13 protein-coding genes are annotated in these 14,651 nt (G+C 44.1%); 6 read left to right on the plus strand and 7 right to left on the minus strand.

The features are described 5' to 3' along the window. The first annotated feature begins 7 nt into the window (after positions 1 to 7). Both CH376_RS01725 and CH376_RS01730 read left to right on the plus strand, forming a co-directional pair. Positions 8 to 1,075 carry a DUF1574 domain-containing protein gene (locus CH376_RS01725; protein ID WP_100786509.1) on the plus strand — a complete coding sequence of 356 codons (1,068 nt, stop codon included), beginning with the start codon at positions 8 to 10 and terminating at the stop codon, positions 1,073 to 1,075. Continuing rightward, entirely contained in the window at positions 1,072 to 1,416 is a 345-nt protein-coding gene (locus CH376_RS01730) for a nucleotide pyrophosphohydrolase (protein WP_100786510.1), read from the plus strand. The genes CH376_RS01725 and CH376_RS01730 overlap by 4 nt, the downstream gene beginning before the upstream one ends. On the opposite strand, the gene CH376_RS01735 is transcribed toward CH376_RS01730, so the two are convergent. Continuing rightward, on the minus strand, positions 1,417 to 1,830 hold the full coding sequence (locus tag CH376_RS01735) for an ExbD/TolR family protein (RefSeq protein WP_100786511.1): 414 nt from the start codon (positions 1,828 to 1,830) through the stop codon (positions 1,417 to 1,419). It lies immediately after the preceding gene. After that, the gene (locus CH376_RS01740) at positions 1,827 to 2,351 is read right to left on the minus strand and encodes a MotA/TolQ/ExbB proton channel family protein (protein WP_100786512.1); all 525 of its coding nucleotides are present in this window, start codon (positions 2,349 to 2,351) and stop codon (positions 1,827 to 1,829) included. The genes CH376_RS01735 and CH376_RS01740 overlap by 4 nt, the downstream gene beginning before the upstream one ends. 163 nt (positions 2,352 to 2,514) lie before the next feature. Between CH376_RS01740 and ubiE the strand changes: the two genes are divergently transcribed. The 3 genes from ubiE to CH376_RS01760 all read left to right on the plus strand — a co-directional run bounded on the left by ubiE (position 2,515) and on the right by CH376_RS01760 (position 6,882). After that, entirely contained in the window at positions 2,515 to 3,255 is a 741-nt protein-coding gene (gene ubiE / locus CH376_RS01745) for a bifunctional demethylmenaquinone methyltransferase/2-methoxy-6-polyprenyl-1,4-benzoquinol methylase UbiE (RefSeq protein ID WP_100786513.1), read from the plus strand. A 491-nt stretch (positions 3,256 to 3,746) separates the two neighbouring features. Next, positions 3,747 to 5,444: an LruC domain-containing protein gene (locus CH376_RS01755; protein ID WP_100786614.1), complete on the plus strand. Its 1,698-nt coding sequence runs from the start codon at positions 3,747 to 3,749 to the stop codon at positions 5,442 to 5,444. 43 nt (positions 5,445 to 5,487) lie between these two features. Continuing rightward, positions 5,488 to 6,882 carry a PrsW family glutamic-type intramembrane protease gene (locus CH376_RS01760; protein WP_100786515.1) on the plus strand — a complete coding sequence of 465 codons (1,395 nt, stop codon included), beginning with the start codon at positions 5,488 to 5,490 and terminating at the stop codon, positions 6,880 to 6,882. Here the strand turns inward: CH376_RS01760 and CH376_RS01765 are convergent. From CH376_RS01765 to rpmG, 3 genes are all read right to left on the minus strand, one after another. Continuing rightward, positions 6,865 to 8,928, minus strand: coding sequence for a hypothetical protein (locus CH376_RS01765; RefSeq protein WP_100786516.1), 2,064 nt, complete (start codon positions 8,926 to 8,928; stop codon positions 6,865 to 6,867). The two genes, CH376_RS01760 and CH376_RS01765, sit on opposite strands and share 18 nt — an antisense overlap. 210 nt (positions 8,929 to 9,138) lie before the next feature. Continuing rightward, positions 9,139 to 9,597, minus strand: coding sequence for a TraR/DksA family transcriptional regulator (locus CH376_RS01770; RefSeq protein ID WP_100786517.1), 459 nt, complete (start codon positions 9,595 to 9,597; stop codon positions 9,139 to 9,141). A gap of 18 nt (positions 9,598 to 9,615) precedes the next feature. Further along, complete coding sequence (gene rpmG, locus CH376_RS01775) at positions 9,616 to 9,780, minus strand: 50S ribosomal protein L33 (protein ID WP_001206796.1); 165 nt, start codon at positions 9,778 to 9,780, stop codon at positions 9,616 to 9,618. A gap of 280 nt (positions 9,781 to 10,060) precedes the next feature. Here rpmG and CH376_RS01785 point away from each other — a divergent pair, with 280 nt between their 5' ends. Next, positions 10,061 to 11,155 (plus strand): helix-turn-helix transcriptional regulator, encoded by a 1,095-nt coding sequence (locus CH376_RS01785; RefSeq protein ID WP_100786519.1) that lies wholly within the window; start codon positions 10,061 to 10,063, stop codon positions 11,153 to 11,155. A 987-nt stretch (positions 11,156 to 12,142) separates the two neighbouring features. Here CH376_RS01785 and CH376_RS01800 read toward each other — a convergent pair. Both CH376_RS01800 and CH376_RS01810 read right to left on the minus strand, forming a co-directional pair. Further along, positions 12,143 to 13,093 (minus strand): bile acid:sodium symporter family protein, encoded by a 951-nt coding sequence (locus tag CH376_RS01800; protein ID WP_100786522.1) that lies wholly within the window; start codon positions 13,091 to 13,093, stop codon positions 12,143 to 12,145. A gap of 398 nt (positions 13,094 to 13,491) precedes the next feature. Further along, positions 13,492 to 14,649 carry an aminotransferase class V-fold PLP-dependent enzyme gene (locus tag CH376_RS01810; RefSeq protein WP_100786524.1) on the minus strand — a complete coding sequence of 386 codons (1,158 nt, stop codon included), beginning with the start codon at positions 14,647 to 14,649 and terminating at the stop codon, positions 13,492 to 13,494. Between the last annotated feature and the right edge of the window lie 2 nt (positions 14,650 to 14,651).

The raw sequence follows: 14,651 nt of genomic DNA on the forward strand, positions 1-14,651 counted from the left end.
AAGAATTATGAGCGAACAAAAAATAAAAATCATACTTCCTTTTCTCCGGAATAAACTTTTATGGATTCCTCTTTTCTGTTTTGCGTTTACGTTCGGCTTGGATCGATTTCTTTCTTCGGATCTGATTCGGCCTTATACGGAAGCCGGCGCCGAATATTACTTTTACGAGATGAAGGATCGAGTTCTATCCGCGCTCGTAAAACAAAAAGAATCCGCTACGCCGGAGGAAAAAACTCTTATCTTTTTCGGAACCTCTCACATGGGAGAATTTTCGTTGGAAACGATTCGGAAAAAAAGAAAGGATCTGATCGTTTACAATTTTTCCGCGCCGTCGGCGCCTTTTTCGTATCATAACTACAATTTGGAAAAGATCTTATCTGCGGGCGTCAAACTCGATTACGCGATTTTAGAATTTTATCCGGATTCTATGACCGATTTTTGCAATCGATATCCGTTGCGTTATTCCTACGATCTATCGTATTTTCTGCGTTATGCGAACGAATTCTCAACGAACGATTGGGATACATTTTTGAGATCGAGAGTGTTTAGAACAACGGTGTTTCCGCCTCGTTTTAAGGAAGCGATGCAAAGAATCAAGGACCCGAGTTCGAAGGAAATGATGCTCGCCATCAAAAATCTTCTGATGAACGAATCCGATAAGTTCAACGGTGGAATCCCGAACGTATTGCTTTCGAACACTCCGCCCGAAAAACTCGAGGAGGAAGCCGCGAAATACTACGACGATATCTATCGATATATAAAGATATCCGAGGTGCAAAAAGGATTCCTGTTTCACTTTCTGGAAACCGCGGAAAAAAACGGTATCAAAGTTATTCTCTGGTCCCCTCTTCTGTATTCAGGGTTGGAATCTCGGGTGAAGTCCGCGGGATTTTACCCTTCTTGGGATAAGATTCGCAACGAAGTATTAGAATTTCGGAATGTATCTCCCCTCGATATGAACGATTTTCGGGACCGGGTGAAATGTCAGAAGTTTATCGATCCTCATCACCTGAGCGGAGGATGTTATCCCGAACCTACGGAAATTCTAATCGACTACCTGGACGTTAAACGTTGAAAGAAGACGGACTTTCTTTGAACGAGGCCCAGGCAAAGGTCGACCAATGGATTCAAAACTTCGGGGTTCGTTACTTTTCGGAACTCACAAATCTTGCGATCCTGATGGAAGAAGTCGGAGAGTTTTCAAGACTCGTAGCGAGAAAATACGGAGACCAGTCCTTTAAAAAGGGAGAGGATCCGAACGGAATCCCGAAGGAGATGGGGGATATTCTTTTTGTTTTGATGTGTCTCGCCAATCAGATGGGAATTTCTTTGGAAGAAGCGCTCAAGTCCACCTTACAAAAAAATACGGAAAGAGACAAAGATCGTCACAAAGAAAATCCGAAACTTCAGTCCTGATCAATCCTTTTTGACCGCTAAATGCAATTCTTTTAATCCCGCATCCTTGAGGCTGTTCACCACGAACACAAATCTTCCGTAGTCCGCTTCCCGATCCCCGTAGATCCAAAGAACTGCGTCTTCGAATTCTTTTTTGGAAACAATTTGTTTCCATTCTTCCTCCGAAAAATCCTTTCCGGCGTAACGGAGACTTCCGTCTTTTGTGAGAAAGATTTCTTTTTTGGAGCTGACTCCTCCCGCTTCGGCGTTTGATTTCGGAAGATTTACTGGAAGTGAATGGACTTCTTTTTGAAAACTCATCGCGACCATGGCAAAAATGAGAAGAATAAAAACCACGTCCAACATACTCGTCATATCGAGCGGAGAATCATCTCCTTCGAGAAGGCTTTTTCTTTTTTTAACCCTGTCTTTCATTCGAAACGGTTTTCCGTTCCGTTTTGGATCGTGTGTTTGATTTCGATTTCGGTTCTTTGAAGAATCATCTTCAGATATTGAAATCCCAAGATAGAAGGAATGGCTACGCAAAGTCCTTGAATGGTGGTGTTGAGCGCGAGACGGATTCCTTCCGAGAAAATTTCGAGACTTACCGTTCCTGCGTTTTTCATCTCTTCAAATGCGACGGAAATTCCAATGACGGTTCCGAGAAGTCCGAGCATCGTTGCGATCCCAGCAAGGTTTCGAATCCACGCGGTCATTGCTTCGGGAACAAAAAATTCCTTCGCAAAAAAATCGTCCGGATCCTCCAAGATCGATTTGGGTTCGAAACGCGAAGAATCTTGTGTTCCATTCTTCGTTTCCGCTTGAAGATGAAACAGAATTCTTCTTTTGAGAACGGGAAGAAAGGTCCAAACTCTTAAAAAAAGTCCGACATTGATAAAGCTCACAACCAAGATGAGAAGAGTAACCCACCCTCCTTTTGCAAACAACGCGTCCACGTAAGAACCTCCAGACTTAGGATCAAATTGTCACTTCGGCTTCGTTTGTCATTCTAATCTTGATTTGGATCGAGGCGCATGACAATGCTTTTCGGGATTGGAAGACGTGAATCAAAACTCTTCTTGCCAAGCCGGAACATTTTGAAAACATTTCATTAACTCTATGTCAGAATTCAAGATGCCAGAGACCGAAGAGAAAGCGGGTTTTGTCCGGGAGAACTTCAACCGGATCGCCGAAAAATACGATCGCTTCAACGACTGGAATAGTTTTTTGCTTCACCGTCTTTGGAAAAATCGTCTGGTCAAAGAAGTTGAGAAGAATCTGGATTCGCATCTGAAGGTGATGGATCTTTGTTGCGGAACCGGCGACATTTCGGTGCGACTTGAAAATTCTCCTTCGGTCGATCATGTGACCTGTGTGGACTTCTCCGAAAATATGCTCGAGATCGCAAAAACCCGGCTTCAAAAAAAAGCGGAAGAAGGAAGAGTCGACTTTCAAGTAGGAGATGCTACAAAGCTCAAGAATTTTAAAAATTCTCAGTTTGATGCAGTTTCGATCGGTTTCGGTTTGAGAAATGTGGATGATCTTCCGAAAGCGATTTCGGAGATTCATCGGATCTTAAAGCCGGGCGGACTCTTCCTCAATCTTGACGTGGGAAAAGTGAAAAATCCTCTCATACGTTGGGCCGCAGACTTTTATTTTTTTAAGATCGTTCCGATCCTCGGTTATATTCTTTGGGGAGGTAAGAATGAGATGTTCGACTATCTTCCCGTTTCCTCGCTTTCTTATCCAAGCCAGGAAAAACTCAAATCGATCTTAGAGGAAAATGGATTTCGCGACGTGCGATTTCAAAACTTCGTTTTTGGCAACGCGGTGCTGCATATCGCCAAGAAGCCTTTTTAAAATCCGTTCTTTTCCTTTTCAAAAAAGGAGTTTTGTAGGATCCAATCCGGATCGTTCGAACGTTCCTTTGCCTTCAGAGGGAAGTTCATCCTTTACTTACTTCCAAAAAAAATTTAGGGCCGGTCCAAAAACCTAAAAATGTAGGAACTCATACTTCTCCGGAAGGATACGGGACGATGCAAAATTGCCTGTAAAACTTCGGTTTGTAGGAACTCACACAAAGAATTTGAATGGATTCAAACGAGACGATTTTTTTCGTTTTTCGAGGTATTGGGAAACTCTTATCGAATTTGAGAAGATTATGTCATGCGACAAAATGACCGCAGAAAGCCTTTTACTTTTACCTGAAATTTCGCTGGAGATTCGCGATTTTGAACCATAAATAAATCCTTTTCAATTTTCAAGAACTAGCTAAAATCATTATCTTTTGTAGTATTTTCAGCCTATTGTTTCGTCTCCTCTAAGTAACAAAGAAAATCGGGATGTATCGTATGAAAAAAATCGTTCTTCTGCTATTGATATTGAGTTTTACGGCAGATTGCAATCATAAGAAGAAAGGCGCTCTTTGGCCCTTATTAGCTTTATTGAATACGAATTCGGCTACGGCCACTTCTTCCTCCTCTTCCGGAGTGAATGCAGATACGGCCACTGCATCCAACGGCGGTACGGTCGCCATCGTTTACACCCCAGGAAGCAATCCAAGTTATCCGTCCTCTTCCGACTCGACATCTTCCGCTCCAGCGACTTCCGATGATGCGAATTCCACTCCCGGAACCGGGACCACAGCGTCTTCCTCCGGAAATTCTTCCGACGATTCCGATGTGGGTTCGAATACTCCGACAACTCCGGGAACAAATCCCGGCGCCGGAAGTAATTCCGAAAGTCCGACTTCTACGCCGCCGATCACGGGAACGATCACCGTCAGCGATAATGTAGGAACTCCAACGTTCAACTACAACACGGTGCAAACGATCCCTCTCAATCTTGTGGTAGTGGACAATCAATCGCGGCCTATTTCCGGCGCGACCGTAATCGTCTCCGACAACAATGGTAACATTCTCTTTCAGGGAGTTTCCGACAGCGTAGGTAAGGTTTCCGGAACGATCACCGTGGAAACTTCCGTCGGTCAAATCACTCTCGAAATCACCGCGGGCGGAGAATCGATTTCCAATATCATCAATCTAATCAACGTCGTCGGAATCAATCGTGAAATCAAATACGAGGTCCTTTTGCCGGTTGTTGCAGCTCCTACGGACACGGACGGAGACGGAGTTCCCGACACTCTGGATTCTTATCCTCAGGATCCGACCCGTGCTTCTTTGATCCGTATTCCGTCCGAAGGAGTCAGCACGGTCGCCTACGAGGATCTTTATCCGAGCGCCGGAGACGCGGACTTGAACGACTACGTTCTTCATATTCATAACGAAGAAGATTTGAACGCAGCCGGGGAAGTGATTCGATTGAGAGGAACCTATCAGCACGTCGCGAGAGGCGCGGGTTATAGACATACGTTTCACCTCAAACTTCCGGTTTCCGTAGGAGCTTCCTTCTCCAGAAAAGTCGTTCGAGAAGACGGAAAAGAAGTAACGGCTTTGAATACGAGAAAAGTTTCCGCTTCAGATCTGAACCAAGGAATTCAGATTCACGAGGAATCGAACAAAACCGTTTCTAATCCGAACGTGAATCCGGGCGGAGTTTTCAAACCGGGTCATATCGCTACGATAGAAGTTGTGTTCGATTCTCCCGTTAAAAAGAGCGCGCTTGGAAACTATCCTTACGATATTTTTATCAAAGTGATCAACACCGGGAAGGAAATTCACTTTTCGGGGCTTTATAAGAATTCGAACGGATCGGATCAATACCTCGATTCCAATCGTTTTCCTTGGGCGATTTTAGTGCCGGGAACTTGGAAGTATCCGTACGAAGGATTGGACATACGGAACGATTCTCAGAGCGGCTATAAGGAATTCAATCTCTGGGTCGCTTCGAACGGAACTTCCTACAAGGATTGGTATAAACATATCACCAACCAAGCTAAGGTTTTTCCGGTGCCCGAGGACGATTCCGGATTGCTCGGGTTCTTACTTTTGGGGGTTAAGGAGAATGGAATACTCGTCGCGGTTTTTCTGATGGCGGCCGGTGCGATCGCGGCGTTTCTTTTAAAAAGAAGAACGCTTTCCAGAGCTTAAACTTCAATTACGGAGGGAGCATATTCCGATAATCAAAAGGAATATGTTCCTCTTTTTAGGGTTCGAAGAATTCCTCCTCACATTTTTAAAATTCGGCACCGCGATTTTCGCCGCCGTCTTCTACTGGTTTTTTTACCGAAGCACTTATTATCACCCGGAAAGGATCAGCTTTGATCTCTCCGCGATTTTCTCCGGAGTTTTTACCGTGGGACTCGCGATCTTCCCCGAAATCCTGGCGCAAAGTTATTTAAGCGAAACTTCATATCTGGAAAGGGCTTTTTTGGGGAGTTCGCTCTTGGAGGAAGTTCCGAAATTTATCGTAATCCTCTGGTATTTTAAGGGATTGAACAAAGTTTATAATACTTCGGACGGAATCTATTTCGGATTAACGTTAGGCGCAACCTTCGGTCTTTTGGAAAATCTGCTTTATTCCCCTATTCTCGATTTTTGGCCCTTGTTTTTGCGCGCGGTGACTTCGCTCCCGATTCACACGTTTACGGGAGGAATCTACGGATACGCGGTTTTGGAATACTATCAGTCGCGACCTTCTTCTTTTAATTTCTTAGGGATTTTGTACAGTTTGATCGTCTGCTTTTTTCTGCACGGAACGTTTAATTACGTTTTGCTGATAGACGGAGATTCGATTCTTTTTTTGCCGTTTATTCTCGCGTTCGGATTTTTCATTTTGGAATATCTGCTTACGATTTCCCAAAACATACTTCCGATCGAAGTCTTACGATCGATCGGTTTGTTCAAGGACGACTATAAGGTAGTTTCCAGATTCACAAGATACGATTCCTGGTTGAGAGCCAGTCAGAGTTTGGAACAGAAGAAAGTCTCGATCCCATTCTTCAGGAATTTATCCAAGGGAAAAATCGCAGTGTCTTTGATCTTATTCTCCGTCCCTTCGATTCTATATTCAATTTATCTAAAGTATCCTGAAAAAATTCCCGTTCTTTTGGGGGGAATTCGGACTTCCGAGTTTATAGGCCTTTTTCTGGTTTATCCGATTTGGCTTTGCATTCTGATCTTATCCAGAGGGATTCTCAATCCCAAATTCTTTCGGGAAAGAATTTTGAGGATCCCTTTGTTCATCGCTGTTTCGATCGTTCAGGAACAACGAGAATATCATTCTCTCGCGTATTCCCTTTCCAAAAAAGGATTTTATTCTCCTGTGGATAAGTCCTTACAAATCGGAGATCGGGTGTATGTCACCTTTTACGTCGCTGGAAAGGAATTTCGGAATATTTTAGCGATTCCGGTTTGGTTGAACGTGAGAGACGACGACCCCGAATTTGAATCGGGCGCCGTTTTTATTTTTGTGAGTCCGCCTTGGAAACTTCTTTTTTGGAGATTGTTCGTGAGAATCAAACAACAATTACACAATCTGCAGGAACAAATCGGACATCAAAGACGCGGATCAACGCACTCGATTTAATCCGTCAAAGTCTTCCGCGAAAATTCCGAATTCGTCGATTTTCGTTTCGAAAAACGAAGCGGAAAGAATCTCCGCTCTTAAATATTTCGCTCGATCCGGTACGCTCAAGCCCACTGCGCTCGGACTCGGATACAACGGCAAGGTTTTGGATTGGATCTCGATCCAGTCCGGACCTAAGAAGGACCAGCGGACATAGACCTTATCTTCCTTCGTAATCTTTTGAGAAGCGGGAACAAACGCGCGTAAGCTGATCGGAGCTTTCCCCGCCAAAACCCAAGTGGCCCCGGAAGAAAACTCATGAAAGCGGATTCCGTTCTGATTAAGATTTTGTTTTTTAGCCATCAGTTGATAGGTCTTCAATTCCGCATAACGGAACTCGGGGCCTCTTAGATTCGGGGCGATTTGAACAAGAGAATAAAACAGATAAACCGAACCCAAGATCAGAACAAAAAGATTGAACCCGCCCCCGATGCCGCGATGGAGTTGCCTACTGAGAGGCGCGGAAGAAGTGATCAACCAAAGGCAAAAGAAAGCCGCCGCGCCGGAACTTCCGGTCCAAGGCATAAAGAAAAAACTAATCGGTAAAAGAAGAATCAGAAGTTTCCAGTGATCTCTATAAGCGATTTCTAATCCGATCCAAACCAGAAAAACGAAAGAGAAAAGAATACCGCCGTCGTGAAATAAAAAGACGAACGAGGAAAGAAAGAATTCGCGGATTCCGCCTGGAGGAACCGTGTTTACCGATCTGGAATCGATCCAGTTGAGAGCGAAACTTCCCACGCCGTTCCCGAACCAAAGAGATTCTTTCACCCAGTTCCAAGCCGCTCTGGTTTGAATCCAACCTTCTCCCCAATAAAGATCCAAAAAACGACCGAGGTTGCCCGCGGGTCCTCGGTAACCTTTGTTCCAGGAAAGATACAATTCCTGCCAAGGTTCGTAAGACCAAGAGAAAGAACCGAGCCAGATCAAAAGGACGATCCATCCAAACCAGAGGACGACGCAGGTGGGAATGTAAGACCATCTCCACCATTTGTTCCGGATCTTCGGAAAGTAATTCATAGAATAGGCGTAGAGTAAGGAAGTGAAGAGTAAGATCCAAGCGCCCGCGCTGAAATACTTTCCCAAGATGACGAAGGGAAGTATCAGACCGAAACTGAGAAGAACCGTGGTCGGAGTTCTCCAACTTCTGGAATGCAAATAATAGAAGAAGTAAGAGATCAAAAGAGGAAAAAACCAATGGAGCGAACCGACGTCGGCAAGAAAGCCCGAGACAAGAAAGGAATCTCCGATCATCGGAGTAAAAGGGATTACCGAATGACGGGTTAGCCCTTGGATTAAGAACATTAGAATATTCGCAAATACTCCCGCAAAAAGTCCCTGTCTCCAGTATTTAACGGGAGAATCGCTTTCGTGGGACGAGGATTCTTCCGCCAAGAAATAGAGGATCGCGAGCATCCAGGACCCGAAAAAATCCAAACTCAAACCGAACGCATATCGCGAACTCACTCCGGGAAGATAGACCGTGTCCAAAATTCCAAAACCTTTGAACGGCGGCGCGTTGAAATAAACGAAAAAACGTTCCAAAAGAAGAAGCGCGATAAACGCGAGTATTCCCGTTTTAGGATTCTGATAAAAAGGAAGAGACGATTTATAAGGACGATTTATATAAAAAAAACGGAATATAGGATCTTCTTCGCTTACGGTTTGAGAATGGAACGTGGAGATATACTGTCTCAAAAAAATTCCGAAAATCGCACCCGCGAACAGGCCGCTCAAAGAACCGAAGACTACCTCTTTTTCGTAAAGAAGACCTGGGAGAAGCAGGGCTCCGGCCATCGTGAACATTCTTCCCGGCTTACGATGATAAAGATTGGGGATGAATCCGAATAAAAATTGAATCAAACCGATCGCAGCGATCCCGGATCCTTCCGTTTCTCGAACGAAGAGAAAACTTCGAAAGAGGATATAAGAGAGAATGGAACAGAGGATAAGTCCGAAAAAGGTGGGAGTCCGAAGAGGTCTGAGTTTATTGAATAATCCGGGCACGAATAAAGAGGATTTTGTAAAAAGATTCAGATTTCAATCTAAAAAACGTTTTCGAAAGAGCTTTCCGATTCTTGGAAAGAAATTGATAAGATAAGAATTCCTAAAGTACTGCGGACTTAAGTCGTTTCGAACGGTGATTCTTCTTCTATAAAAAGATATGCTCGGTGAGTGAATGGAAAAGGAGGAATTCGAAAGTAAAAGTAGAACGAATCAGTCGTCCATCGAATCCATATCGGTCGGAATTTTATATGCGCCGGTAAGACTCGCCGCATTGCTTTTGCGCATAAAGCCTCCTTTCCCTTTGGAAAGAGTTTCCGCAAATTCAACCGTATATCTGGTCCAAGGAATTGCTTTGAGGCGTGCGATCGGAATTTTTTTCCCGGTTCCTTCGCAGACTCCGTAGGTTCCGTCTTCAATTTTGTCTAAAGCGACATCAATTTCACGGATTGTTTCGATTTCCGCTTCGGAAAGAACCGAACTCAGGGTCTCTTCGTTGATTTCAGAAGCGATATCGGCGATATCACCCATCTCTTTCAGGCCGGAAGGTTTGCTGTTGTCTTCCCAGTGGGCGTACTTTTCCAAGAGAGCGTTTTTCTTCTCTAGGAGGAGCTCTTTGATTTCTTGAAGAGCTTTTTTATCGTACGCGGGCGCCGGTTTTTTTGCAGTCATACCTATTTCCTGGAAATCTTAGACCTTGGTTTCCTTGTATTCGGTGTGTTTTCTGCAAAATTTGCAGAACTTTTTAGTTACCAGTTTTTCGGTTTTAGCCTTTTTATTCTTGGTGAGAAGATAAGTACTCTTTCCCTTTGAACATCCCGGTTCCTGACAAACGAGCTTGATAATTTCTCTCATTGGCGTGCTGTCTCGATTTCAATAGATTCCTCAACAGTAGACGGGAAATCCCGGATTTTCAGTCCAATTCGTTTCAAAAATTTGGTTCTTTCGTCCTGAAAACGTCGTACTGGAGGTTGTATTCTGCTAGAAAACGTGAGAGGGCTTAAAAATCAAGGAGGATTAGATAAAATTCCCGAAAAAGGAAGAGAAATTTGTTGTAGCCGGAATCGCGAAACCCGGATGCAGTTTTTTTCGATTTCGTTTGCCCAAATTTTTCCATTCTTAAAATGGACTTGTTTTGGAAATATTTTTCATCGTTCCCATTATGGCGGTTCTCGCCAACGTAAGTTGTCTCATTGAAAATATTCGTCGAGATCATCGATTTCATAAATTGATGACCGTATTCTATCTCGCGATCGGGGTTCAAAATGCAACGACCGCCCTGATCTGCGCGGCTCCCAACGAAGAGATGGGGTTGGCCTTTTGGGTGTTCAATTGTCATTCCTTCTTCATTCTCTCGCCTGTGTTGGTCGGAATGACAAGTTTCTGTACCGGAAGACGGATCCTAAATCGTTTTACGATTTTCGTTTTTGTAGTCGCACTGGTTTTTGATTTTTTCTGCTCCTCTTTTCCCCGGCTGATCATCACGGGCTTTCAATCGTTTCAATTTGGACTCGCGCCTCTCCTCTCTCCGCTCGGAGGTGTTCTCGGGATCGGAATCCACGTCCTTGCATTGTGTGTAAGCATCTACTTTTTTCTAAAACCGGTTCAGTGGAATGTATTCTTTGAAAAGCGGTTTTTTGTGGGAGTTTTTCTTTTCTGGTGGTTCGCGCTATTTACGAATTTCGTACCTTTGTTTGGAATCGACCTTCCTCCCTTGCATCCGGTTGCGGATTCAGCGCTTTCCGTGATTCTTTCGGTTTATTTGAATCGATACAATGTGGGAAAAGCGAGTTTACTTAGAATCACGGCGAACATTCTCATTTCGATCGCGATTGGAGTTACGATCGGAATGTTTTTCTGGTCCTTTTTCAAGTTCATTCCGTTTCACGAAATTTACGTCACTGCGATTTCGGCGCTTAGCGCGTGTTCGTTTATGGCGTTCCTTGTTTTTCATTCTTATAAAACCGAAGAACTCGTATCGGTTCCGAATTTGAATCTGGACGGTTACGGACTTTCCAAACAGGAGATTCGAATCTGCGAACTCATAGAAGCGGGTCACAGCCGAACTTTTATCCAACTGATCCTGAACGTTTCCAACGGAACTCTGAGAAATCATCTGAAGAATATTTACGCAAAAGTTTTGCCGGAATCAAAATCGACTTCTAAGGATCAGTTGCAGAGGTTGACCATTCTTCTTTCAAAGTTGAAAGAGAACGGAAGAATGCGTTAATACGAAGCGGCCCGGATCGATTTCAAAATAAGAATCGAAAAACGGTCCTCGCTTTCGAAGCGCGTCGAAGTGTTTTTATGGATATGTTCCTCGAATGTTTTCTCCGATCCGGAATGACAGAAGACGCAGCTCCTTTTTTCGAACCGGGATTTATCGTTCGATCGTGTTTGTAAAATTCGCAGAAGTGTTTCGCCCTCGACGAAAAAAACTTTCTTCGACGACTGTGATATCGTTTTGATTTTTTCCTCGTTTCCGATAAAACTTTTTTTAACTTCCGGTTCTCCGGCGTTCGCGCTCAATCCTGCAAACAGGAGTAAAACCGCGATTTGGCTCGTTCTAACCATTTACTCTTCGATTTCCTTTCCAATAATTATAACCGTTTTGTCCTGGCGTTTTCCAATCCCAGTTGTCATGGATTATAATTTACTTCCATGACACTTGTCATGTTTTCGGGTTTATATAGATAAAACCGGAAGAATCTCGGTTTCAATCGTATCAAAAAGCCCCGTTTCGAAGGACTTGATTGCGTTGAAAAATGGGTCGCGAGAAAGACGGACCGACTAACAAGGGAATGGCGATTTGGAACGGAAATTCTTATCTTAAAAATCGGAGAGCGGATGGGTTTTAATTGCAGTCTGAGTAACGAATGTTTTGGCTGATTGTTTTCGCTTCAATCGAAACGGTTTGTGTCTTTGAAAGTTCGCCTAACGTTCTGAATTCTTATTTAGATGGGGATGGGGAAATTGTTTCGAGTCCGTTTCGGAAAACGAAAATGGAGGATTGTTTTTTTTCTAACTTGAGAATCGCATCGAGAATGGGCTCACAAATTCGGACGGTCCATTTTTTGAAACGAAATCGGATTCGCGAAAGAAAGTTTCGAGATCGTTGCACGTCCTTTGATTTCAAACGGTGCGAATTCTAAGATGGAGAATCTGGTCGAGAAAATTCTCCCGAAAAGGAATCAACAAGAAAGTGTGATTCCTTGAATTATTTCTTTCCGTTCGGATCGGATCTTCTCCAAAGCGCGGCTAAGAGACTTCCGATGAGAGAATGGACCAAACTGGAAATCGCCGCGGGAATGGCGACTAACGGATCGGGAAAATTATTCCTTGAAAGTACTACTCCGAGTCCGGAGTTTTGCATTCCTACTTCGATGGAAATGGTTCTCGCGGTCTTTCGATTTCGGATGAATAACCAAGAGAGAACGTAACCGAAAAGGAAACCCGAAACGTGCAGGCTAACAACGGCCAAGATCAAAGTCCCAGCGGACTGTAGAATCTTTTCTCTTCCCGATCCCAAAATCGAAGATACGATCATCGTAATTAGAATTACGGCGACGAGCGGAGATACGATCTGGATCTTTTTTGAAATCTTCGGAAGATAAGAATTCAGTAATACTCCCAACGCTACCGGAAGAATCACGACTTGAAAGGTGTCGAAAAAAAGTCCTCCGGCGGAAGCCTTGACTCCCTGCCCTATCAAAAACAAAGTTAGAAGAGGAGTCATAAAAACGGAAAGAATCGTGGAGGAGGCGGTCATCGAAACGGAAAGAGCCAAGTCCCCCTTTGCGAGATAGGTTATTACGTTAGACGCCACACCTCCGGGGCAACAGGATACTACGATCAAACCCGTCGCGAGCGGCGTGGGTAGATCGAGAAGAATTCCGATTCCCCATCCGGACAAAGGCATCACCGTATATTGAAGAACAACTCCCGCAAAAACGGGGATTGGAGTTTTGAAAACGTCTTTGAAGTCCTGGGGTAAAAGTGTGATTCCCATTCCGAGCATCGTTATCCCGAGCCCGTATGTGATCCAAGGCCCGCTAAACCAGGTAAACCATTCCGGATAAAAGAAGGAAAGAATCGAACCGCTCAAAACCCATGCCGGAAACAATAGGGTCCCGATCTCGCCGATTTTTTGAAATTTGTTTGCCGCCAATGAAATCGTTTCTTCCTTTGAATTGTCTTTTTTTATTCCCTTCGAATTTGTAAGAGAAATTTTCTTCCGATTTTTTATCTAAGAATCCGTTGGAAGAATAGAAATATTTTTTTGTAAGAGTTCCTACGTTTTTCTTCGGAAACATTCCGCATCGAAAGGTCCGAGTTATCTAAAGAATCCTTTTTTGGTTCTTTTTCACAAGGAAAGCCTGAGTTTATGAAATCTTCCTTTGGAACTTTGTCAACGCGTCTAAGCGACAAAATTCGTAGGAACTCCTACTGTGTTTTAAAAGTTCCGGAAATTTTTCTTCGAGGTTTTGACTAACGTTCCATCTTGTTCTTCCGCGCCCGATTTTTGTAAGACCTCCTACATTCCGGGGTTTGAACGAACTTTGCTTTTTATTGGGAAAAATTACCGAGCAATTCCACAACTCGATCCAACTGATCTTTTCGATTGTAGATATGAGGTGAAAAACGAACCTTCCCGAGACGAAGGGCGCACATCACCCCGTTCTTCTTGAGATAAGAAACGAGTTCCTCCATCGAAATTCCTTCCTTAAAGCCGACCACGATTCCGGTTCTGTAATCCGGAAAATGATCCAGTTCCATCTGAAATCCGACGGCCTTCATTCCTTCCGAAAGATAATCAGCGAGTTCGTAGATTCTTTCCATCACCGTATGAAATCCGATTTTGTGAAGCATTTCCAGAGTGGATTGAAAGTAAACCCAGTCCAAAAAATTCCCGCTGGAGATTTCGTAACGATCCGCTCCCGGTTTGAGTTCGGCTCGATACGGCAGATAAACTTCGTCGTTGACGACGGATCCCGTTCCCTTGAAAGGAAACGCAAGCGTGTCGATCTTGTCTTGTTGGATGTACAACATTCCAAGTCCTAACGGACCTAGGAGCCATTTCCACGCGGGAAAGGCGATGTATTTCAGTTTCATCTTTCTTACATCGATCGGAACCAACCCTACTCCCTGCGCTCCGTCCAGAACGAAGTCGATTCCTTTGGAATCCAGGAAGTTTCCGATTTCTTCCAACGGAAACGGCATTCCGGTGCACCAATGAACCGCAGAAAGAGAAACGATCTTAGTATGGGAAGAAACCGCCGCTTTGAGGTTGTCCAGAAATTGATCCGGTGTGTTCGCCATAGGAATGGTTCCGATCTTGACACCTTTTTCTTTCCAGTGTTCCCAAGGATATATATTGCTCGGATATTCGTTTTCTAAGAGAAGAATTTCGTCTCCCGCTTTGAGGCGAAACCCGAGCGAAAGAAAGTTCATTCCTTCGTTTGTGTTGTGGATGACGCAGAGTTCTTCCGGATCGCAGTTGATCAGTCCGGCCACGATCTTTCGAATCGAGTTTTTTACGTTTCCGTATTTTCGAACTTCGGTCAGTACGCCCTTTCTCGCGTACCCTTCCAAATATTCTTGAACCGTTCGAATCGTCTCGGAATTGCAGGGAGTTGTCCCGCAATTGTTCAACCAGATCATCTCCTGGTTCACAGGATAGATGTCTTGGATTTCCTTCCAATCAGTGATCGCGGCGGACTGCATTC

Origin of the sequence: Leptospira adleri, from assembly GCF_002811985.1 — a bacterium.
Classification (GTDB): Bacteria; Spirochaetota; Leptospiria; order Leptospirales; family Leptospiraceae; genus Leptospira; species Leptospira adleri.